Origin of the sequence: Geobacillus sp. WSUCF1 (genome assembly GCF_000422025.1) — a bacterium.
Lineage (GTDB): Bacteria > Bacillota > Bacilli > Bacillales > Anoxybacillaceae > Geobacillus > Geobacillus zalihae.
The window spans coordinates 12,956-35,391 of the sequence record NZ_ATCO01000091.1 but is presented as its reverse complement, the minus strand read 5'-3'; the positions used below and the strand labels follow the sequence as shown (position 1 = coordinate 35,391).

At 56.2% G+C, this 22,436-nt stretch carries 18 protein-coding genes and 7 pseudogenes; 1 reads left to right on the top strand and 24 read right to left on the bottom strand.

Annotated elements, in window-relative coordinates; translation table 11 throughout:
- Positions 1 to 14 precede the first annotated feature (14 nt).
- The 11 genes and pseudogenes from I656_RS06780 to I656_RS06825 form a co-directional block, all read right to left on the bottom strand.
- Positions 15 to 908, bottom strand: a pseudogene (locus tag I656_RS06780) (exonuclease domain-containing protein); the annotation flags it as partial.
- 47 nt (positions 909 to 955) lie between these two features.
- Entirely contained in the window at positions 956 to 1,339 is a 384-nt protein-coding gene (gene panD / locus I656_RS06785) for an aspartate 1-decarboxylase (RefSeq protein WP_013144919.1), read from the bottom strand.
- Positions 1,321 to 2,223 carry a pantoate--beta-alanine ligase gene (panC, locus tag I656_RS06790; protein ID WP_033005820.1) on the bottom strand — a complete coding sequence of 301 codons (903 nt, stop codon included), beginning with the start codon at positions 2,221 to 2,223 and terminating at the stop codon, positions 1,321 to 1,323. Before panC ends, panD begins: the two co-directional genes overlap by 19 nt.
- Positions 2,220 to 3,059, bottom strand: a complete 840-nt coding sequence (gene panB, locus I656_RS06795; protein ID WP_011231664.1) for a 3-methyl-2-oxobutanoate hydroxymethyltransferase — start codon at positions 3,057 to 3,059, stop codon at positions 2,220 to 2,222. Before panB ends, panC begins: the two co-directional genes overlap by 4 nt.
- 266 nt (positions 3,060 to 3,325) lie before the next feature.
- Positions 3,326 to 4,315 (bottom strand): bifunctional biotin--[acetyl-CoA-carboxylase] synthetase/biotin operon repressor, encoded by a 990-nt coding sequence (locus I656_RS06800; RefSeq protein ID WP_011231665.1) that lies wholly within the window; start codon positions 4,313 to 4,315, stop codon positions 3,326 to 3,328.
- Entirely contained in the window at positions 4,273 to 5,487 is a 1,215-nt protein-coding gene (locus I656_RS06805) for a CCA tRNA nucleotidyltransferase (protein WP_015375257.1), read from the bottom strand. Before I656_RS06805 ends, I656_RS06800 begins: the two co-directional genes overlap by 43 nt.
- Positions 5,484 to 6,620, bottom strand: a complete 1,137-nt coding sequence (gene bshA / locus I656_RS06810; protein WP_011231667.1) for an N-acetyl-alpha-D-glucosaminyl L-malate synthase BshA — start codon at positions 6,618 to 6,620, stop codon at positions 5,484 to 5,486. Before bshA ends, I656_RS06805 begins: the two co-directional genes overlap by 4 nt.
- A pseudogene (bshB1, locus tag I656_RS0115765) lies at positions 6,617 to 7,326 on the bottom strand (bacillithiol biosynthesis deacetylase BshB1). The gene bshA and the pseudogene bshB1 overlap by 4 nt, the downstream one beginning before the upstream one ends.
- Positions 7,327 to 7,331: 5 nt before the next feature.
- Complete coding sequence (locus tag I656_RS06815) at positions 7,332 to 7,766, bottom strand: methylglyoxal synthase (protein WP_011231669.1); 435 nt, start codon at positions 7,764 to 7,766, stop codon at positions 7,332 to 7,334.
- 31 nt (positions 7,767 to 7,797) lie between these two features.
- The gene (dapB, locus tag I656_RS06820) at positions 7,798 to 8,595 is read right to left on the bottom strand and encodes a 4-hydroxy-tetrahydrodipicolinate reductase (protein WP_013524123.1); all 798 of its coding nucleotides are present in this window, start codon (positions 8,593 to 8,595) and stop codon (positions 7,798 to 7,800) included.
- A pseudogene (locus I656_RS06825) lies at positions 8,592 to 8,926 on the bottom strand (nucleotide pyrophosphohydrolase). Before I656_RS06825 ends, dapB begins: the two are co-directional and overlap by 4 nt.
- Before the next feature lie 160 nt (positions 8,927 to 9,086).
- Here I656_RS06825 and I656_RS06830 point away from each other — a divergent pair.
- The gene (locus I656_RS06830; RefSeq protein WP_011231672.1) at positions 9,087 to 9,959 is read left to right on the top strand and encodes a YitT family protein; all 873 of its coding nucleotides are present in this window, start codon (positions 9,087 to 9,089) and stop codon (positions 9,957 to 9,959) included.
- A 137-nt stretch (positions 9,960 to 10,096) separates the two neighbouring features.
- Here the strand turns inward: I656_RS06830 and ypjB are convergent, their stop codons facing one another.
- The 13 genes and pseudogenes from ypjB to trpB all read right to left on the bottom strand — a co-directional run bounded on the left by ypjB (position 10,097) and on the right by trpB (position 22,376).
- Positions 10,097 to 10,885 (bottom strand): sporulation protein YpjB, encoded by a 789-nt coding sequence (ypjB, locus tag I656_RS06835; protein ID WP_013524124.1) that lies wholly within the window; start codon positions 10,883 to 10,885, stop codon positions 10,097 to 10,099.
- A 351-nt stretch (positions 10,886 to 11,236) separates the two neighbouring features.
- A pseudogene (locus tag I656_RS0115760) lies at positions 11,237 to 11,858 on the bottom strand (DUF1405 domain-containing protein).
- A 78-nt stretch (positions 11,859 to 11,936) separates the two neighbouring features.
- The gene (locus I656_RS06840; protein WP_020755346.1) at positions 11,937 to 12,701 is read right to left on the bottom strand and encodes a menaquinol-cytochrome c reductase cytochrome b/c subunit; all 765 of its coding nucleotides are present in this window, start codon (positions 12,699 to 12,701) and stop codon (positions 11,937 to 11,939) included.
- Positions 12,702 to 12,750: 49 nt separating this feature from the next.
- Positions 12,751 to 13,424 (bottom strand): annotated as a pseudogene (gene qcrB / locus I656_RS0115755) (menaquinol-cytochrome c reductase cytochrome b subunit).
- A gap of 3 nt (positions 13,425 to 13,427) precedes the next feature.
- A complete protein-coding gene (locus I656_RS06845) occupies positions 13,428 to 13,937 on the bottom strand; it encodes a ubiquinol-cytochrome c reductase iron-sulfur subunit (protein WP_011231677.1) in 510 nt (169 codons plus the stop codon).
- A 144-nt stretch (positions 13,938 to 14,081) separates the two neighbouring features.
- Positions 14,082 to 14,537 (bottom strand): YpiF family protein, encoded by a 456-nt coding sequence (locus I656_RS06850; protein ID WP_020278315.1) that lies wholly within the window; start codon positions 14,535 to 14,537, stop codon positions 14,082 to 14,084.
- An 88-nt stretch (positions 14,538 to 14,625) separates the two neighbouring features.
- Positions 14,626 to 15,159, bottom strand: a complete 534-nt coding sequence (locus I656_RS06855; protein ID WP_013144907.1) for a ReoY family proteolytic degradation factor — start codon at positions 15,157 to 15,159, stop codon at positions 14,626 to 14,628.
- A 56-nt stretch (positions 15,160 to 15,215) separates the two neighbouring features.
- A complete protein-coding gene (locus I656_RS06860; RefSeq protein ID WP_011231680.1) occupies positions 15,216 to 16,472 on the bottom strand; it encodes a tetratricopeptide repeat protein in 1,257 nt (418 codons plus the stop codon).
- Positions 16,473 to 16,742: 270 nt separating this feature from the next.
- Positions 16,743 to 18,026 (bottom strand): 3-phosphoshikimate 1-carboxyvinyltransferase, encoded by a 1,284-nt coding sequence (gene aroA / locus I656_RS06865; protein ID WP_015375263.1) that lies wholly within the window; start codon positions 18,024 to 18,026, stop codon positions 16,743 to 16,745.
- Between the two features lie 27 nt (positions 18,027 to 18,053).
- A pseudogene (locus I656_RS0115750) lies at positions 18,054 to 19,156 on the bottom strand (prephenate dehydrogenase).
- 87 nt (positions 19,157 to 19,243) lie between these two features.
- Positions 19,244 to 20,340: pseudogene (gene hisC, locus I656_RS06870) on the bottom strand (histidinol-phosphate transaminase).
- Between the two features lie 31 nt (positions 20,341 to 20,371).
- Entirely contained in the window at positions 20,372 to 21,178 is an 807-nt protein-coding gene (gene trpA / locus I656_RS06875; RefSeq protein WP_015375265.1) for a tryptophan synthase subunit alpha, read from the bottom strand.
- Entirely contained in the window at positions 21,162 to 22,376 is a 1,215-nt protein-coding gene (gene trpB, locus I656_RS06880) for a tryptophan synthase subunit beta (RefSeq protein WP_015375266.1), read from the bottom strand. Before trpB ends, trpA begins: the two co-directional genes overlap by 17 nt.
- Positions 22,377 to 22,436: the final 60 nt, after the last annotated feature.

Sequence of the window (22,436 nt, the reverse complement as noted above, 5' to 3'; positions counted from 1 at the left end):
GCTGCTCACAGGCAAAAAAAAGCAGCGGGAATCAAATAGGCGAGCGATTTGCCAAGTCCAGTCCCTGCTTCAATGAGCGCGTGCTGGGACGTCGACAGCGCCTCATAAACGAGCCGCATCATCTCCCACTGCCCCGCGCGCCGCTTGTAGCCGGGAAGCGGAAGGGGCGGCTCCTGTTCGCAAAAGGCAGCGAACGAAGCCAAAGCGGGGCGCCGATCGCTCTCATCTGGCTCCGGCGCCGGTTGTTTCAACGCAATGCCGCGGTATACGGCGACAGCGCGGTCGGCCGGCGCCTTGTTCCGCTTTTTGGCGATGACCGCATCAAGGAGCAAGTAAATATCGCTTTTCAAGTGGCGGGCAAGACCGCGCAGTTGCTCAAGCGTCATAAGCGGCAGACGGGAGAGCCGCTTGAGCAAGGCAATGAACAGCTTGGCGGTCACTTCCGCATCGCTGTCCGCTTGATGCGGACGATCGTGGTGAAGGCCGAGCTGCCTCGCCAAATCGCCGAGCTTATAGCTTTCGGCAGTCGGCAACACGATGCGGGCGAGCTCGACCGTATCGATCGTCGGACCGGCAAACGGCGGCCAGCCAGCCCGTTCAAGCTCGGCCTGCAAAAACGGCAAATCAAAGTCGACGTTATGGGCGACAAAGTAAGCACCGTGCATCAAGGCGGCGATCTCGCCCGCCTTGTCAGCAAACAGCGGCGCTCCTTCGACCATCTGTTCGTTGATGTTCGTCAGTTGCTGAATGAACAGCGGAATGGGCTGTTCCGGGTTAAAAAAGCTGGCAAACCGTTCGACAATCAGGCCATCTTCGACGACCGCCATGCCGAGCTGGATGATCCGATCGCCTTTTTTCGGCCCATTTCCGGTTGTCTCCAAGTCAATGATGACAAAGCGCGTTGCCATAAACGATCACCTCAAAACGAAAAGGGGCGGAAAGCCCCTTTTTGCCCTCATAAAACCGTATGCGCCGGCTCTTCGGCGATGAGCTGCACAATCCGGTTGTTTTCGTCCATAATCGCGATTTTCGGTCGATGGGCGGCGATTTTTTCCTCTGGAACGAGCACATATGAGATGACGATAATAACGTCCCCTTTTTGCACAAGGCGGGCGGCGGCGCCGTTTAGGCAAAAGACGCCGCTGCCGCGCTCACCGGGGATGACGTATGTTTCAAAACGGGCTCCATTATTATTGTTCACTACCTGTACTTTTTCATTCGCCACAATGCCGACGGCATCCAAAATATCTTCATCGATCGTGATGCTGCCGACGTAATCGAGATTGGCCTCTGTTACACGAGCGCGGTGAATTTTGGCGTTCATGAGCGTGCGAAACATGCTTGCTCCCCCTTTCCATACCCTTGTTCGCCGGTTTTGGGCAACTCAATCATGATATTGTCGATCAACCGGGCGCTCGCAAATCGGACGGCGACAGCGATCAGCACTGTCCCGGCGAGCGTCTCAAGCGGCGTCAAGTCCGGATATGAACATACTTCGACATAATCGATCTCAGCGTGCGTATGCGCTTCAATATGCTCTCTAACCATCCGGCGGATGGCCGCTGCGCTCCGCTCCCCTCGTTCGACGGCGGAAGCGGCTGCTTGAAGCGCTGCATACAGCGCCGGCGCCTCACTCCGTTCTTGCGGCGACAAATAGACGTTGCGCGAGCTTTTCGCCAGCCCGTCCGCCTCGCGGACCGTCGGCACCGGCACGAGCTCGATCGGAAAATTGAGATCGCGGATCAAGCCGTCGACGACCGCCACCTGTTGGGCATCTTTCATCCCAAAGTACGCGCGGTCGGGCATCACAATGTTGAACAGCTTCATGAGCACCGTCGCCACGCCGTCAAAATGGCCGGGGCGCGACCGTCCGCACAGCACGTCGGCGCGCGCTTGAACGATCGCTCGTACGGTAAGCGGCTCCGGATACATCTCGTCCGCTTCCGGATGGAACAAGACGTCGACTCCATGCTGTTCGGCGATGCGCCGGTCGCGCTCGAAATCGCGCGGATAACGGGCAAAGTCTTCGTTCGGTCCGAACTGAAGCGGGTTGACGAAAACGCTTAGGACGACGATGTCGTTTTCCGCGCGCGCCCGATCGATGAGGGAGGTATGCCCTTCATGCAAATAGCCCATCGTCGGAACGAACCCGATCGTCTTTCCTTCACGGCGATATTGGCGCATGAGCGCCTGCATCGCTGCAATCTGATCCATCACGATCATCCTTGCTTTCCTCCGTAAAGCGCCACCCATTCTTCTTCCTTCATCGTAAACGTGTGCGCCGGCTCCGGGAACTGGCGCAGTTTGACATCAGCGACGTAGTTGGCTAACGCCTCAACGATCGTCTCTTGGATGGACGCGTATTGTTTCACAAACTTCGGCACGCGGGTGACACCGTAGCCAAGCAAATCGTGATACACGAGCACTTGGCCGTCGACTTCCGCCCCGGCGCCGATGCCGATGACGGGAATGGTGAGTTCCCGGGCCATGGCCGCCCCGAGCTGCTTCGGAACACACTCTAAGACAAGGGCGATCGCTCCCGCCTGCTCGCATTGTTTCGCATCATCGAGCAGCTTTTTCGCACTTTCGGCATCTTTGCCTTGCACTTTATAGCCGCCAAGAACGCCGACCGATTGCGGCGTCAACCCGAGATGGGCAACGACCGGCACGCCGGCTTTCGTCAGCGCGGCAATCATATCGACGACTTCATCCGCTCCTTCGACTTTAACGGCGTTCGCCCCTGACTCTTGCATGATGCGGCGGGCGTTTTGCAGCGCCTCTTCTTTGGACGCATGGTACGACATAAACGGCATATCGGTGACAATAAACGTGTTCGGCGCACCGCGGCGAACCGCCTTCGTATGGTGGATCATATCATCGACCGTCACCGGGATCGTTGAATCATACCCGAGCACAACCATGCCGAGCGAATCGCCGACCAAAATCATGTCGACGCCGGCTTGCTCGGCAAGCTTCGCGGACGGAAAATCGTAGGCGGTCACCATCACGATCGGCTCACCCGCCTGCTTCATGTGGAAAAAATCGGTTTTCGCTTTCATTTTCGTTCCCTCCTCTTTGACTGCAGAGGAGATGAACCGCCCGAAACAAAACGTCCTTCTTTCCCGCCTTGAGAAAGAAGGACGCCATAAAACCGCCGTCGGTTTCGTTCATCCCTCTGTCCTAGTCCTTCAAAAAAGGATCAAGGCAGATCATTTCCTTCACCTATTCGTGCTGTCGGCCTCGGTGCAGTTCTTCTTGCGAAAGATACTGCCCTTTTCCTCGCTTTGTATTTTAACAAAATTGTTACAATTTTTCTAGTGGCAAATTAGAACTGAATATCGGCAGAATGGATGTAATGGATGTCCTTTTGCTCATCTTCAAGGATGAGCAGCCCGTCGTCGGTGATGCCGCGGGCGATGCCGTGAATCACGCCGTTCAGCGTTCTCGCTGTCACCGGCTTGCCGATCGAAACGGCGTACCCTTCCCAAAGAAGCTTAATCGGACGGAAGCCATGCGCCAAATATTGCTCATACAGCCGCTCAAGCCGGAACAAAATTTCCTGAATGAGCGGGGCGCGCTTTACGGGCCCGCCCTTTTCAATGGCCAGCGATGTCGCGATGGTCCGGATATCCTCCGGAAACTGCTCGATCGTTTGGTTGACGTTGATGCCGATGCCGATGATGACCGAATGGACGCGGTCAGGGTCGGCTTGCAGCTCTGTTAAAATGCCGACGCACTTTCTGCCGTCAAGCAAAATGTCATTCGGCCATTTAATGTCTGGGACAAGCCCGGTCACTTCCTGAATCGCCTGGCTGACGGCCACCGCGGCAAGCAGCGTCAGCTGCGGCGCCCGCTGCGGCGGGATGGCCGGCCGCAAAATGAGGCTCATCCAAATGCCCGTCCCTTTTGGGGAAAACCATTTCCGATCCAAACGCCCGCGCCCGGCCTTTTGCTCTTCCGCGACGACGAGCGTTCCTTCCGGCGCCCCTTCATACGCGAGCCTTGCCGCAATGCGCTGCGTCGAATCGACTTCGTCAAAAAAGTGGATCGTGTGGCCAAGTTTTTCCGTTTTTAAGCCGAGCTGGATTTCGTTGGCCGTCACTTTATCCGGCGTGCTGATAATCCGGTAGCCAAGGCGGCGCACTGCTTCGAGTTCAAATCCTTCTTTGCGCAGCTCCTCGATATGCTTCCATACCGCCGCCCGCGAACAGCCGAGCTGTTCGCTGATTTTTTGCCCGGACAAAAACTCGCCGTTCGCTTCGGCAAACAACTCTAACAGTTTTTTTCGTGTGTCCGATTGCGCTCCATGAGCCATGCGTAAATCCGCTCCTTCTCATTTTCGACTTCGCTGCTGACGACCGCCCGCCAGATGGCATCCAGCGTCTCTTTCACCCACGGACCGGCCGGTTTTCCAGCCCAGCGAATGACGTCTTTCCCGTTGACGGCAAGCTCCCCTTTCGTTTTGATCGGCAGCGCCGCAAAGCGGCGGCGGAGCTCCTCATGATGCGGTTCAGACGGCGCGCCGCAAAGCGCGGCGCGCACCGCTTCAACCGATAGCGCCCGCTCGAGGCCGGCTGAAAACAACTGTTCGTTCGTCCACTCCTCCGGCCTAGGGACATCATCGAGCGCCGCCAAAATGGCGCCAGCTTCATCGATTACTTTGTTGGGAAGCTTCCAGGCGCGCAAAAACGGACGGATGTCTTTGACATCAAGCGCGCGGCAAAGAAGCGCCCAGCGCTCTTCGCGCTTTGTAAGCCACGGCCAGCGAAAGGCGGCGGCCGAGCGCAGCAGCTGCACTTTTGCGGCCAGCCCAGGCAAATAAGCGAACAGCCCGGTATCGGCCAACAGCGGCAGCGCCTCGGCAACGAACGGACCGGCGAGCAGTTTTTCCATTTCCATGGTCATCCGTTCGACAGAAATGTGGGCCATAAGCGGTGCGTTTTGGACAATCGCGCTCTTCGTATCCTCAGAGAGCGCAAATCCGAGCTGGCTGACGAAGCGAACAGCCCGCATCATGCGGAGCGCATCTTCGCGAAACCGTTCGTCCGCCGCCCCGACCGTGCAAATGAGCCGCCGCTCGATCGCCTCTTGTCCGCCAAACGGATCAATGATCGTTCCGCGTTCATCCATGGCGATGGCGTTCATCGTGAAATCGCGCCGCTTTAAGTCTTCCTCAAGCGAACGAACGAACGTCACCGACTCCGGACGGCGATGGTCCTCATAATCGCCGTCCGTGCGGAATGTCGTCACTTCGTACGCCGTTCCTTCATGCACGACGACGACCGTGCCGTGTTTCGAACCGACGTCGATCGTTTTCGGAAACAAGCGCATCACTTCTTCCGGCAGAGCGCTTGTCGCAATATCGACGTCGCCAATTGGACGCCCGATCAACAAGTCGCGCACCGCGCCGCCGACAAAATACGCCTCATAGCCATGCCGCTTCAATTGTCGGATAATGCCGAGCGCCTGTTCAAACGGCGGTTTCATCGTTTCACCTTCCTTGCCGCAAGCGAAGCGTACAGCTGTTCATACTGGCCGACGATGTCGGCCGAGCGGAACTTGCGCTCAACCGTTTGCACCGCCTGTCTTGCCATCTCAGCGTGCAACCGGCAGTCTGTCAACAGCGCCATCGCCTGTCTTGCTGCCTCTTTGACATCGCCAAGCGGGCATAAAAACCCGGTTTTCCCATCCTCAATCACTTCCGGAATCCCGCCGATGGCCGTGCCGATGCACGGAACGCCGCACGCCATCGCTTCAAGCAATACGAGCCCGAAGCTTTCTTTTTCGGACAAAAGCATCATCACATCACTGATCGAATACAGCTCTTCGAGTTTATCCTGTTTTCCTAAAAAGCGGACATCATCTTGCAGCCCAAGCTCTTTCACAAGCCGGCAGACGACGGTCATTTCCGGACCGTCGCCGACAAGCAAGAGCTTGGCTGGCACGTGCCGGCGCACGATGGCAAACGCTCGCACTACATCAGGCACACGCTTCACTTTCCGGAAATTCGAGACATGGATCACAACTCGTTCATCGTCGCGAATGCCGTACTCGCGCCGTAAATGGCCCGCTTCCCGACGACGGTAGACGCGTTCATCGACAAAATTGTAGACGGTATGGATCGTCGCTTGCACATCGAGCAGTTCATACGTCTGCCGGGCAAGGGCGTCAGACACCGCCGTAACGATATCCGACTGCTCGATGCCAAATTTGATCATATCGGAAAGCGACGGGTCATAGCCTAACACGGTGATATCCGTGCCGTGCAGCGTCGTGATGATCGGCAGCTCGCCGACCATTTGCCGCGCCAACACCGCACAGACGGCATGAGGAACGGCGTAATGGGCATGAAGCACATCGAGCCGTTCCCGCTTTGCCACCTCAGCAATTTTGCTTGCCAATGCCAAATCGTACGGCGGGTATTGAAAGACGGAATATTGGTTGACACTGACTTCATGATAATAAATGTTGCCGTACACTTTATTCAAACGAAACGGCATGCTCGATGAGATAAAGTGAATCTCATGCCCCCGCTCCGCCAGCAGCTTGCCAAGCTCAGTGGCGACCACTCCGGAGCCCCCGACCGTCGGATAGCAAACAATCCCGATTTTCAGCTTCATCGCTCCTCCTCAAACAAATTGGAAAGATGAATCGGCGTTTTCGTCAAAAACCCTTCCGCATACGCCGCGCCGATTTGTTGACCGAACCAGCGCTCGCGGCTTTCAATCATCTCGATGTAGCCGTTGGTCAGCGGGGTGTCAACCGAGCCAGGCCGTTTTTGAAACTGGCTTTCGTACGCGCGCAGGCTGTCCAGCTTGTCATTGATCGTTTCGCTAATATCGATGAGAAAATGCGGGCGGCAAAAGGCATTGATCATATAATAATACACCGCCCGAACGCGGTGCGCATCGCCAAGCTCTCCGGCGCCATAGCGGCGGATGCCGGCGGAAAAGACCGCTTCCTCGACAAGGCGGGCGCATCGCCCGTGATCCGGATGTCGATCTTCCAATAGGGGGCGAATACAAGGCGCGGCCGATAGCGGCGGATGACCGCTGCGATCTGGCGGATCGCCTCTTCCTCGACGTAAAGGCCGCGGTCAGGCAACCCAAGATTGAACCGCTCGGATACACCGAGCCGGCGGGCCGCCTCGGCCGCCTCTCTCTGCCGCTCGTCGACCGTGCCGTTGGACGACAGCTCGGCTTGCGTCAAGTCGCAAATGACAATACGGTACCCACGGCGTACGTATTTGGCGATCGTCCCTCCCATGCCGATTTCGACATCATCCGGATGGGCGCCGAACGCCAACAAGTCACACGTTTCCTTCATCGCTGTCACCTTTCTGTTTTCGATTCCTCCCCGCCTTTTGTTTGGCCGCGCACAATGCTGCGCCATGCCAAATCGCCGCGCTCCAACGCGCGGATGAGCAGCTCGGCCGTGCCGATGTTCGTCGCCAACGGCACGGCATAGACGTCGCAAAGCCGCATCAATGCGCTGATGTCCGGCTCATGCGGCTGGGCGGTGAGCGGATCGCGGAAAAAAATGACCAGATCCATTTCATTGCGGGCGATCATCGCCCCGATTTCTTGGTCGCCTCCGTACGGCCCTGATTGGAAGCGATGAACGGGAAGACCGGTCGCCTCCTGGATGCGCAAGCCGGTCGTGCCGGTGGCGTACAATTCATGGTTGGCAAGCACAGGCGCATAGGCGGTCGCAAATGCGACCATCTCTTCCTTTTTTTGGTCATGGGCAATTAACGCGATTTTCATTCCATTCTCCCCCGTTTGCGCAGTTTGCACACTATTCCAAAATATGCTCCAGCCCATAGACAAGCGTATGTAAATGCATCACCGTTTCCACTGCCAGCTTCACCCCGGACATAAACGAGCGGCGGTCGAACGAATCGTGGCGGATCGTCAACGTCTGGCCGTTGCCGCCGAAAATCACTTCTTGATGAGCGACAAAGCCCGGCAGACGGACGCTGTGGATCGGGATGCCGTCATATTCCGCGCCGCGCGCGCCAGCAAGCGTTTCCTTTTCGTTCGGGTGGCCTTGCTTTTTCGACGGTCGCACTTCGGCAATGAGCTGCGCCGTCTTCAACGCCGTTCCGGACGGTGCGTCAAGCTTTTGATCATGGTGCAATTCAATGATTTCCACATCAGTGAAATATTTGGCCGCCATGCGGGCGAATTTCATCATCAACACCGCTCCGACGGCAAAGTTCGGCGCAATGATGGCGCCGATTTCTTTCTCTTCCGCCAGCTTGGTGAGCCGCTCGATATCTTCCGGCGTAAATCCAGTCGTGCCGACGACCGGACGAACGCCGTAACGCAGCGCCAGCTCGGTGTGCCGCTTTCCGGCTTCCGGCGTTGTCAAATCGATCAATACATCCGGCTTCACCTCGGCAAAACAGCGGGCCGCATCGGTGTAAATCGGGGCGTTGACGCCGGAAAATCCGTCGATCTCCGCTAAATTTTGTCCATCGTAACGGCGGTCGATGACCGCAGCCAGTTCAAAGTGATCGGTTTGCTGCACGAGCGCAACCGCTTCTCGGCCCATGCGGCCGCGCGGCCCCGCGATGACAATGCGAATCGTCATGATCCTTCCTCCTTCCGCGTCCAGCGGTCGCGGTCGCGGGTGCGAAACTTGTCCATCACCCGGTCGTGCGCCGCCTGCAAATCAATGCCGAGCGAATTGGCGAAGCAAATGAGCACAAACAGCAAATCGCCCAGCTCTTCTTCACCGTTTTTTCTTGTTCGGTCGCCTTTTTCGGTTTTTCCCCGTAGTAATGGTTCACCTCGCGCGCCAGCTCGCCGAGCTCTTCCGTCAGCCGCGCCAGCATGGCGAGCGGGCTGAAATAGCCTTCTTTGAATTGACTGATATAGTCATCCACTTCCTGTTGCATTTGTTTCATCGTTTTCTCCTGCATGGCTTGTCACCTCGCCTGTTTTCATGTTAGCGAAAAGCGGCGCATTTGACAAATGTTTTCGCCCGCTGTCAATTCCGTCCGTTTTCGCTCGTCATTGCCTATATGGACAAGTTCCTCTATAATTAAGGGCGCCGACTATTTTTGCGGACGGAGGGACGGTATGATTTTTGGACTAAAGATCAAAAACTGCCTGTTTATTTTGCTTGGCGCCGCCATTTTCGCCTTCGGGCTCGTTCATTTCAACATGCAAAACAATTTGGCGGAAGGCGGGTTTACCGGCATTACGCTTCTTCTTTATTTTTTGTTCGGACTGGATCCAGCGATCACCAACTTGGCGCTCAACATTCCGCTCTTTTTCATCGGCTGGAAGCTGCTCGGCCGCCAGACGTTTCTCTATACCGTCATCGGCACGGTCGCCGTTTCCGTCTTTTTGTCCATCTTTCAACGCTACATGATTCATATGCCGCTTCGACATGACATGACGCTCGCCGCCTTGTTTGCCGGCGTCTTTATCGGCGTCGGCCTCGGCATTATTTTCCGCTACGGCGGCACAACCGGAGGCGTCGATATTATCGCCCGCCTCGTCCATAAATATAAAGGCATCAGCATGGGCAAAACGATGTTTGCCTTTGACGCCACCGTCATCACGTTGTCGCTTCTTCTTTACCTGTCATACCGCGAGGCGATGTATACGTTGGTCGCCGTCTTTATCGCCGCCCGGGTCATTGATTTTCTGCAGGAAGGCGGCTATGCGGCAAAAGGGGCGACCATCATCTCAGAAAAAAGCGAAGAGATCGCCAACCGGATCTTGACAGAGATGGAGCGCGGCGTCACTGTGCTCAAAGGGCGCGGCTCGTATACGAAGCGCGACCGCGACGTCTTGTATTGCGTCGTCGCCAAAAACGAACTGCCGCGCTTAAAAAGTGTCATTATATCCGTTGATCCGCATGCGTTCGTCGCCGTCACCGATGTGCATGATGTGCTCGGCGAAGGGTTTACGCTCGATGAACAAAAGCGGCCGCTGGAACCATGAAAAGCCGCTGGCGCGAAAGCCCAACCGGGACAAGCCCGGCAAGCGCCGCTTGAAAGTGCCGGGGCGGTGCTTGCACAAAGCGACGGGAAAACAAAAAAGAGGGGGAAACGTTTCCCCCTCGCAAAAAGCGCCGGTGCTTAGTCTTCCGGCTGCCGCGCCCGCTTCTCTTCCTTTTCTCCTTTGTACTTCCGCCAGCCAACGTACGTCAGCGTCAACACGATCACTCCGCCAGTGGAAATCATCACCCAAATCAGCGACGGATCAGCTTCGTCCTTTTTCACCCCGGCAAACAGCGCTTCAAGATCTTGACGCGCATCGGCGAGTTGCTCGCGCTGCTCGTCTTCGCCGCGTTGCCAAAACGCGGCGGCCTGCAACGCCTCAAGATCATCATCGACCTTTGTCGCGATATCCGGCGGCACGTCGATTTTCACACTCGGCTCGATCAATGTATAGCGGTCAAGCAACTGGCGGAGGGCAGCGGCATACGCTTTCTGCTCGCCTTGTTGTGCCGCCTTTTCGACCGCGGCAAACGCCTCCATGACAGCCGGCTCCATCTCCGTCCAAAGCGGCTGGTATGTCGAATGGATGGCGTCAACAACAAGGCGAAACTGGGTGATCGCCGCCACTTTGTCTTCCGCGGAGATCGGCGCCGTCATCGCCTTGACTGCCTGCTCGTGCGTCACGGTCACCGCCCGCAATTCATCGGCCGATTTCAACCGTTCTTTTGCCCCAAGGGCGAAAAACCGCTCGGAAAAATAGCGGAGCACTTCTTTTGCTTCGGCAAAACGACCGTTTTTCGCCAATTGCAGCGCCTCGTCGGAAATATCGTCCAACTGCTCCCAACCGTTTGTTTGTCCAGCCGCGCCAATGGGCGCTGGCCATAAAAAGGCGAGCGACAACAACATGGCTAGCCCGATTCGCTTCATCATCGTCCCTCCCTCATCCACTAGTACAATGTATGAAGGAGTGGACAAGAGTAGACCAGGCAACTGCTATATAGATGCAATTCGAAGCTTTGCCATTTGCACCTTTTACCGAGTATTTGATCGACTGTCGGGGGACCGAACAACGCCGCTTCCAGACCCATATATGGGTCTAGGGGGGGGCAGGCGGTTGTTCGGTCTTCCGTCACGCCAAGGCGTGACGGAGGCAAGCCTGTGGCTTGCCTTCGACAGTCGAAAATGGACAAACCGCTTTTCCGTCAAGGATATGTGAAACTCCTTCGTTGCATCTATATAGAAAGCTGCCGCCCAACGTTCCTCCTTGTGTTCCACGCTCTACTCTGATGCCTGCCGGAAAGACATGCCGCCCGGCAGAAGCGGCTGGCGCCGGAGGCGGACGCCAAGCTGATACGCAGCGGCAATCGATGCGATGCTCAACCAAAACGTAAAATAGCCGATTTCGTTGGCGTAGTCAGCCAGCACACTATAGCGCGGCATCATGCCAAAAACGTAGTCGATGATATCGTTATGCAGCGTCCACACGGCCGCCAGCATAAGGTGAAGGAAGCGGAATCGATAAAACCGGGCGTACAGCATTCCTTCGATCGCCATCGCCCCGTGCGAAACGATGAGCATCCAGCCGGCCCAATCCAGCGTGCCGGTAACGCGCCAAACGAGCACATTCATCACGACCGCCCAAATTCCATACTTCACAAGCGTCACCAAAGCCAACGCTTCAAAAAGCGGCGCCGACCTGCCGAAAAGCCATGCCACAAGGACGACAAGAAAAAAAAAGGCTCGCCGTCGGACTGTCAGGAACAAACGGCAAAAAGACGGGCGGCGTATCGGCAAGTTGATAACGATACCAATAATATCCATAGATGGTGCCGGCCGCGTTGACGAACAAGAGCAGCCAAACAACCGGCCGGGAAGCCAACAGCGCATAAAGCCATGCCATCATCTGCACCTCGCCTCGGTTTCATGTTGGCACGAAAAAAGCTGACTAACGCGAGTCAGCTTTTTCGTGTCGAAACGATTATTCCGCTTTCAGTCCGGCAATAAATTCGGACAGCTTTTTCAGCTCTTCATCCGTTCCTTTAAAGACGCCAGCCGGCATGTTGCCTTTCCCTTCCTTGGCAATCTTCGCGATTTCTTCCGGCTTCAAGCCGGTGCCGATGAGCGACGGACCAGCGCCGCCGGACAAGTTTTGTCCGTGGCACGATGTACATGTGTTCGCTTGAGCGATTTTATAGCCTTCCGCGTTCGTGTCAATTTTCACTTCCGCCCGAATTTTCCCTTGTTCAGCCGCTTTTTTCCAGTCGTGTGTGACGACCGCTTCCCATGTCAAATAAATCATCGCCGCAAGCGCCAACAGCATCATCCCGGTCGCGACCGGACGCTTCCAAGGACGGCGCTCTGGGCCGCGGTCCAAAAACGGCGCCAACAAGAGCGCGCCGAACGCCAACCCTGGGATGATGATCGCGCCGACGACCGTATACGGACCAGACGCATACGAATATTTGAGCAATTGGTATAAGAACAAGAAATACCAGTCAGGCAGCGGCACGTACGTCGTGTCCGTCGGGTCGGCGATCCGCTCAAGCGGCGACGGATGGGCGACCGTCAAGCATAAGAAACCGACGAGAAAGACCGATCCGACCAACCATTCCTTAAGCAGGAAGTTCGGCCAAAACACTTCCGTTTTCCCGGGATATTCCGAATAGTCCTTTGGAATATTCGGTTTTCTCACCGCGGGAACACGGGAATCGCCGACGAATTTCATTCCTTTTCCGCGATGCATTGCGTGGTTCCCTCCTTTTTTCTATCACCTCTAAACGCGGGCCGACCGATCATAGCGGACCGGAAATGCCTTGTCTGCGAATCATTAAAAAGTGCGCTGCCATTAAGCCGAGTAAAGCGGCCGGCAAGAAGAAGACGTGAATGGCAAAGAAGCGCGTCAACGTTTGCGCGCCGACAATTTCTGGGTCCCCAGCTAACAGCGTCTTAATGGCCGGGCCAATGAGTGGCGTCGCTTCCGCGATTTGCAAACCAACTTTCGTCGCAAACAGCGCTTTCATATCCCACGGCAACAAGTAGCCGGTGAAGCCAAGACCCATCATCACCATAAAGATCAATACGCCGACGATCCAGTTCATTTCGCGCGGCTTTTTATAAGCCCCTTGGAAAAAGACGCGCAGCGTATGTAAAAACATCATGACGATGACAAGGCTCGCCCCCCAGTGTGCATGCCGCGCACAATTTGGCCGAACGCCACTTCGTTTTGCAAGTAATACACCGATTCCCACGCGTTTTTAATATCCGGGACGTAGTACATCGTCAAAAACATGCCCGACAAAATTTGAATGACCGTGACAAAAAACGTCAGCCCGCCGAAACAATAGACAAAGGCGGAAAAGTGATGGGCGGGGTTGACGTGCTCCGGAACTTCGTGATCGGCGATATCCCGCCATAAAGGCGTAATATCTAAGCGTTCATCGACCCAGTCATACAGCTTGTTTAACACGCATTACGCCTCCTTTCTTGGTTTCGCCTTGCCTAAATACAGCTTGCCGTCTTTCACTTTGTACTCGTAACGGTCAAGCGGAGCTTGCGGCGGCGTCCCCGGAACGTTCGTGCCGTCCTTCTCATAGCGCCCATAGTGGCATGGGCAGAAAAACTGGTTCGGATGCTCTTTGTCCGTGTTCCAGTCGACCGTACAGCCAAGGTGTTTGCAGATCGGCGAAAGGGCGATGATCTCCCCTTTGTCCGTTTTATACACCCATGCTGATTTTGGCTCTTCCGACTCGTACCAAGCGTCTTTCACCTTCACTTTAAAGTCGAAGCGCTTCGGTTCGGTCGTAATCTCTTTGACGTCTGCTACCGCGACCATCTCCGTCCCTGCTTCATCCTTCAAGATCGGATCGAAAGCAAAACGGAGCATCGGCATGAGCATCCCTGCTGCCATAAAGCCGCCGACCCCGGTCAGCGTGTAGTTTAAAAATTGACGTCTCGTTACACGATGTTTGTTGTCGCTCATCGTCTTCCCCCCTCTATGCAAAGTCAAGTCCGCACCGGACGATTGTATGTATAACACATACGGAAAACTAGGACATTCTAATGATAGCTCAATTGCTGGACAAGGTCAATATCGCAGGCGGCAAAACGTCGGACTTTGCCGCATCTACTCTTGCGCCCATCGACCGATGAGAAAGCGGAGCAGCTCGGCGGTCTGCTCTCTGACAAGCTCGTGCTTGTACGATTCACCCATGCTCTCGAGCGGAACAACCGGAATGAACCAAACGCGGTCAGCTTCTTCGCCCTCTTGCCACGCACGGTCGCACGTCACATAAAACAGATGCTTCATTCCTTCCCGCCTAAGCCGGTTGGTCCAATCCGCCAGCCTTTCGGTAAGCAGCGCCCGCGGCTCATCGGCAAAATACACAAACGACGGCATCAAAAACAACCGGCCCTTCAGCTGCCGCTCGACCTCGGCCGCGATGAGCCCGACAAGCTCCCCGCCGGAAGCGAGCCGCTTCGCTCCTTGGCCGAAAGCCACCGGCAAAAGCGGAAGGAGCGCCGTGTCGATGTAGTCGCGCTCTCGTTCATAGAGGGCGACGTCCTCGCCTGTCCACTTCATTCGTACTCTCCTTTTCCTTAAAGTTTCTTCCCTTCATCACCATACCATATTTTTCGGCAAAAGAAAAACCTTGCCGGCGGCAAGGTTTTTACAATTTGTTTAATTCATCGGTCAGGCGGCGGAACGCCTCTTCATCATGGCGGTCAAGCGCCTCATCGATCAGCTTCATGAGCCGCCCGCGCCGGAATTCGTAAATGGAGCGTTCCAAAAACTGCTCGGCGAGGCGCTGGTCGTTTTCGCTCACTTGCGCCTGCTTCGGCGCATACGGGTTTTCCTCAAGCACAGCGACATATTGCGGCGAGTGAAAAGAAGCGCGGAAATTCAGTTGAATGTAAATATCTTCGTCGCGGTTTAAACGGATGTCATGGAACGATTTCTCTGCATCGGTTGTCATCACATTGCCTTTGTAAAAACGGAACGGCACATCGTCGACGCAGTGAGTCGACATAATGATGCCGCGCGGGCAATATTGGGCATTCTCGACAAAATGCACCTTTTGCATGAGCTGGTCATGGCTCATCAAATAGTTTAAAATCCAGACACACTCGCGCCGCTTCAACTGATAGTGGCTTAAAAACCAACGGATAAACTCTTTTTTCTCATTGACGGATACGTGCGTCATTGTGCGCTTCCCCCTCGATCGGTTTCCAAGAAAGAGGTTGGGCCACCGCTTCTCCCCTACTCTTCGAGCTCAAGCAGCATCTCCGCCGCCTCCGTATGGGTTGGGTCGAGACGGACGATCTGTTGAAATATTTCTTTCGCCGCCGCCCGATTTCCTTCCTCGATGAGAAAATATCCGTACTCTTCGAGGAACTCGACATTGTGCTTAAAGAAATTATATGCCTCGCCGTAATGATTTAATGCATCGTCGTACATCTCAAGCCGATGTTTGGCGCGCCCAAGGTCCCATTCAAACTGCGGATCGTACTCGCCATCGGCCATCGCCTGCTCAAGAAGCGCTACGACATCCTCATAGCGCTGTTCATTTAGCCAAAGCGCCGATAAAACCGTGAGCGCCTCGATGTACCCGCCATCGATCTCAAGCGCTTTTTTCAAATGTTCCTCTGCCTCCTCCGGCTTGTTCAGCTTGAGCGCCAGCTTGCCTGCGTAAAGGCGGAGCTCTTTGTTCCATTCGTCGACGCCGATGCCCTCAAGCGCCGTCTCATAGCTTTGCACGAGCCGTCCTTCTTGTTCATACGCTTTCGCCAAATAAAGGTAAAGCGGAGTGTAGTCCGGATCGAGCTCTTTTAAAGCGCTGAGCTTATCGATGGCCGTTTGTGTATAGCCGGCCTGCAACGCGGTGAATCCGTAGGCGAACAGCGTCCGGCTGTCCATTTTTTCATTGAGCGCCTCCTCATAATACGGAAGCGCCGCCTCGAATTCCCCGGAACGGCTGAGCGCCTCAGCGATCCGCTCAGTGATCAAGACGCCGGCCATCTCCTTATTCGTCTTCCGCACCTGTTCATAAAGCGGCACGCTTTTTGAGTATTCCCCGTGCGAAAAATACAACTCAGCCAACGCAAACTGCACGATCGGCTCATCTGGAGCTTTCTCGTACGCTTGACGCAGCTTCCGCTCGCTCACTTCCGCCAGCCCTTGCATTTCGTACAAATCGGCGGCAAGAAGGCACGCGCGGACAAACTGCGGATCGTCTTCGTCGATCTCCGACAAAATGGCGAGCGCTTCCTCTTCGGCTTCAAGCTCCGTATACACTTCCGCCAAAAACAGGCGAATGTCGCCGTCATCCGGATAGCGGGCAGCCAGCTCCTCAAGCAGCTCCTTCGCCTCTTCCGGCATTCCCCATCCGTACAAGCAGTCGGCAAGCGCGTATTTTTCTTCATCACTTCCATATTTTTTCACTTTCGGCACGAGCGCCAACGCTTGGTCGACGTTTCCGTTTTCCACTAAGCGAATGATTTGTTCGACGCGTGTCATCGTTTCGTCAGCCCTCTCTTGCGGCAGGCGGCCATCCGCCTTTGCCATTCAAATCGTTATGTACTGTTACAATGGGAACATGAATGATGATAATCGATCATGGCCGTTTCCGCAACCAAACCGCTCGCCGTCTGGAAGGTGCGTCGTTTTTTCATCCAGAAACAGGAAATGTATCCGCTTTCAAAAAATACGGAGCCCTTCCTCTCACTGACAATATATGAACGAACAACGCAAAATATGACCGCCCGCCCGCTTGGGGCGGGAGGCCTTTTACAGCAGCGAACGGAGGTCGGCAAAAAACGCCGGATAGGAAACGGCGACCGCTTCCGAACGCTCGAGGCGGACCGTCCCTTTGGCGATGCAGGCAGCAACGGCGAGCATCATGCCGATGCGGTGGTCGCCATGGCTGTCGACAACAATCCCGTCGGCATAAAGCGGCGTTTTGCCGCGGATCATCATGCCGTCGTCGGTTGCTTCGATGTCAGCGCCGAGTTTTTTCAACTCGGTGACGACCGTATGGATCCGATTCGTCTCTTTCACCTTCAGTTCGCTCGCGTCTTTGATGACGGTCGTTCCTTCCGCCTGCGTCGCGAGCAAGGCAATGATCGGAATTTCGTCGATCAATCTTGGAATCAGATCCCCGCCGATTTCGACCGCCCGAAGCGTCGACGTGCGGACCGTAATATCACCGACCGGCTCGGTTTCCTCGTTGCGGACGTTGTCAATCGCAATATCCGCCCCCATTTGTGTAAGCACATCGATGATGCCGGTCCGCGTTGGATTTAAGCCGACGTTTTTCAGCGTAATTTCGCTGTTCGGCACAATGGCGCCGGCGACAAGGAAAAAGGCGGCTGACGAAATATCGCCGGGAACGTAAATGTGCGTCCCGCGCAAGCGTTGCGGACCGGCCACCGAGACGGTCAAGCCATCCACATTCACTTCACCGCCAAACAACCGAACCATCCGCTCGGTATGGTCGCGCGAGCGGTGCGGCTCAGCAACAGACGTCACGCCGTCAGCGAATAAGCCGGCGAGCAAAATGGCCGATTTTACTTGCGCGCTCGCCACCGGCGAAGTGTAGCAAAGCGGGCGAAGCGCGCCGCCGCGGATGGAAAGCGGCGTATAATTGCCGCCCTCACGCCCGTCAATACGCGCTCCCATTTCGCGAAGCGGTTTCGTCACCCGCCCCATCGGTCGCTTGGCGATCGATTCATCGCCGACAAGGCAGGCGTGAAACGGCTGGCCGGCCAAAATGCCCAAAAGCAGGCGCGCCGTCGTTCCCGAGTTGCCGACATCAAGCACCGCAGCCGGCTCGCGCAGCCCGCCGGGGCCGGCTCCTTCGACAACGACTGTCGTCCCGTCCTGGCGAATGTCAACGCCGAGTTTCCGGAAACAGTCGATCGTGCTTAAACAGTCCGCCCCAGGCAAAAAATGGTCAATCACCGTCCGTCCAGAAGCAAGCGCCCCGAGCATGACGGCGCGATGGGAAATCGATTTGTCGCCAGGGACTTCGATCATTCCTCGGAGCGACGACACGTTGGTTGGCAACTGCATGCAAAATCCCTCCATTGTTTTTCCTTGCTACCCTTCATAGGTGGCATAGTTCGTATGTTTGGCGAGGCACGCTTTCGCCCGCGCCCGATCGTCTTCGCTTTGGAAGCTGAGGCGGAGCACGCCGTAAATTTCTTCGCGCGTCTCAATGATGCGGATGTTCGTGATGCTGATGTTTTCTTCGGCCAAATAGCCGGTCACTTCGGAGATGACGCCCGGATAATCCGGCACGTCGACATACAAATCGTAAAACGACGGAATCGCTCCTTTCGTTCTCGACGGCAGCCCGTCGCGAAACTGTTTCGCCTCCAAAAAGTAATGGTAAATCGCGATGCTGTTTTCTTCTTCGACAAACGAACGCAGCCGCTCCATTTCGGCGATCCAGCGGTCAAAGAGCGCAAGCAGTTCATGCTTGTTATGGATAAAAATATCGCGCCACATTTCCGGATTGCTCGACGCGATGCGGGTGATGTCGCGGAAGCCGCCGGCCGCCAGCCGGCTGACGAGGGCGTTTTCGCACTCGTATTCGCGCGCCTGATGAACGAGGCTCGCCGCAATCAAATGCGGAAAATGGCTGATTACGCCAGTGATGCGGTCATGCTCTTTGGGCGTTAAGATGACAAACTGCGCTTTCGTTCCCGCAAGCCACTGTTTCAACGCCTCGACTTGCTGCGGCGGCACATCGTCCGTCGGCGTCAAAATGTAAAAGGCGTTTTCAAACAGATGAGCCTTGCCGCCGCCACACCGCTTTTATGCGACCCGGCCATCGGATGGCCGCCGATGAACGCTACGCCATGATCCAACAGGCGGCGGGCGCCTTGGACGATGCGCTGCTTCGTGCTGCCGACATCGGTCACGATCACGCCGCGCTTCAACCGCTCGAGCGGCATCGATGAAAGCAGCGCCTCCGTCTGCATGACCGGAACGGCCAGAACGATCAAATCCGCCTGTCCGTATCCGTCTTCGGGCGAACGGGCGGCTTCGTCGATCACCTTGAGCGAACGCGCCAAGCCGAGCTGCCGCTCATTGACGTCGTAGCCGATGATCATCGCCTCCGGATGCGCTTTTTTAATCGCCAATGCAATCGATCCGCCGATCAAGCCGAGGCCGACAATGAACACTTTTCCTTCCAATCGTCCCACCTACTTTATGTAAACGTGCGCCCGCTGCTTTTGAAAAGCAACGGGCCGATCTTTTCTATCCATCCCGCCGCTGAACGGTCAGGCGAGCTGTTTTTCCCGAAGCAGTTGCGAAACGAGTTCCAACACCCGGTCGTTTTGCTCTTTCGTGCCAACCGTCACACGCACGCCGGTCGGCAGCCCAAGCGCTTGGCCCGAGCGGACAATGACGCCGCGCTCCAGCAAATAGCGGAACACTTCGTCGCCATCCAACCCGAAATCAATGAACAAAAAGTTTGTCTGCGACGGGTAATACTTCAGGCCGTTCTCCTCGCAAAAGCGATAATACCGCTCAAGCTCGGCGCGATTTCGTTCGACGCAGGCGCGGATGAACGCTTGATCGTCAAGTGCGGCCGCCGCGGCCGCTTGGGCGATGGTCGACGTGTTAAACGGCTCGCGCGCCGGCTCGACGGCGCGGATGAGCGTCTCACTCGCCACGCCGTAGCCGACGCGGAGCGCAGCGAGCCCGTATGCTTTCGAGAACGTGCGCATGACGACAAGCTGCTCGTACTCGTTTAAAAGCGGCACCGTTTGCGGGTAGTCGGGCGCCGTCGCATATTCGTAGTACGCTTCGTCCACGACGACAAGCACATGACGCGGCACGCGATCCAAAAAGGCGCGCAGCTCGGTGTCATTCACATACGTGCCCGTCGGGTTGTTCGGATTGCAAATCCAGACGATGCGCGTGTTTTCATCGATCACAGCAAGCATCGCCTCCAAATCATGACGCCCATCAACAAGCGGCACTTCGCGCACCTCGGCCCGCTCGATGATGGCATTGTGCCGGTATTGCGGGAATGTCGGCGCCGCCATCACTGTATTCGCCCCCGGCTCTAAAAAGGCGCGGCAAAGAATTTGCACCACCTCATCCGAACCGTTGCCAAACAGAAGCTGTGTTTCCTTGACGCCAAGATGCTTCGCCACCTTTTCGCGCAACGTGCGGGCGCAGCGTCCGGATAGACGGCGAGGCGGTCAAGCTCAGCGGCGATGGCCGCTTTTGCCGATGGCGACGAACCGTACGGATTCTCGTTAGAAGCAAGTTTAATAATCTCAGGCAAGCCATATTGCCGTTTGACTTCTTCGATCGATTTTCCCGGCTGGTACGGAGAAAGACCCCGGAGCGATTCCTTTACTTGCATGATTGTCGCCAACTCCTTCAATTCGGAACTTTTAGCGCGAAGAATAGGCTTCTCGAAGCGGCGCGGCAAGCGAACGGGCGTAGGCAGCAAACTCGGCGACGGCCGCTTCCCTTTCGTCCGGCGCCTGCAACCTCGGAGCCAGCTGCTCGACTTTTTGCACGAGCGCGCTGCCGACGACAACGCCGTCGCACACCTCTTTCAACATCGCGACTTGCTCCGGCGCCGAAATGCCAAAGCCGACGGCGACCGGGACGCGGCTATGCCGCTTCACTTCGCGGAGGAAATCGCCGAGCGTCTCCGGCAGCGTCTCACGCACGCCTGTAACGCCTAGCGAGGAGACGCAATACAAAAACCCTTGCGCCGCCGAAGCGATCCGCTCGATCCGCTGCTTCGACGTCGGCGCAACAAGCGAAATGAGCGGGAGACCAAACCGTTCGCCAAGTTCGCGGAGCGGACCGCTTTCCTCAAACGGCAAATCGGGAATGAGCACGCCGTCGGCGCCATTTTCCCGCGCTAAAGCAAAAAAGGATTCTTCTCCTAATTGTAACACAGGATTGTAATACGTAAAGAGAATAATCGGAATGTTTACCCCTTTTTTTCGCATCTCGCCAATAAGCTGAATGGCTTTCGGCAGCGTCATGCCCCCGTCAAGCGCCCTTGCGGCGGCGCGTTGAATCGTCGGTCCGTCAGCGAGCGGGTCGGAGTACGGCACGCCAAGCTCCAATATGTCAGCGCCGGCCTCCTCAAGCGCCAAGGCGAGATCGATCGTCACATCGGGAGCCGGATCACCGGCAACGATAAACGGGATAAATAGCGGCGGATTAACGGACAGTGGCAATGTCTTCACCTTCCCTCGCACCAAGATGGCGCATCATCGTTTGCACATCTTTATCTCCGCGGCCGGACAGGCAAATGAGCACCGTTTCATCCGGCGGCATCTCGCGGGCGAGCTCGACGGCTTTCGCCACCGCATGGGCCGACTCGATGGCCGGAATGATGCCTTCCGTTTGCGCCAACAATTGAAACGCAGCGACGGCCTCGGCATCGGTCGCGCTTTCGTAGCGGACGCGGCCAATGCTCGCCAAATACGCATGTTCCGGGCCGACGCCGGGGTAATCAAGGCCGGCTGAGATCGAATACGGTTCGAGAATTTGTCCGTACTCGTCTTGCAACAGGTAGGTCATCGCCCCGTGTATGACCCCTTTCGTCCCTTTTGTGATGGTCGCCGCATGGTGCGGAGTGTCGATCCCTTTGCCGGCCGCCTCGACGCCGACGAGGCGGACGTCATCTTGCAAAAACGGGTAAAACATGCCGATGGCGTTGCTGCCGCCGCCGACGCAGGCAACGATGACATCCGGCAGCTTCCCTTCACGGGCGAGAAACTGTTCTTTCGCTTCATCGCCAATCACGCGCTGAAACTCGCGCACCATTTTCGGGTACGGATGCGGACCGACGACCGAGCCGATCATGTAAAAATGGTCGTCGCAGTGGGCGACCCAATAGCGAATTGCTTCGTTCGTCGCATCTTTCAACGTTCGGTTGCCGCTTGACACCGGCACGACTTCGGCGCCCAACAGCTTCATGCGAAACACGTTCAGCTCCTGCCGCTTGATGTCTTCTTCGCCCATAAAAACGATGCAATCCATGCCGAAATGGGCGGCCACCGTCGCCGCGGCGACGCCGTGCTGGCCGGCTCCGGTTTCAGCGATCAGCTTTTTCTTGCCCATCCGTTTTGCCAAAAGCGCCTGGCCGATCGCGTTGTTGATTTTATGGGCGCCCGTATGGTTTAAATCTTCGCGCTTTAAATACATTTTCGCGCCGCCGACTTGCCGTGTCAAATTTGGCGCGAACGTGAGCGGGGTCGGGCGACCGGAGTAATGCTGCAAAATGCGGATGTATTCTTGTTTGAACGATTCATCGGCAAGCGCTTTGTCAAGCTCCGCTTCGATTTCCTCAAGCGGAAGCATGAGCGTCTCAGGGACAAACTTGCCGCCGAAATCGCCAAACCGGCCGTATTCATTCGGAACGCGTTCCATCATCTAACCCCACCTTCTCCTTCATAAAAGTTGAAAGACGAAGAGCCGCATTTCTTCAAA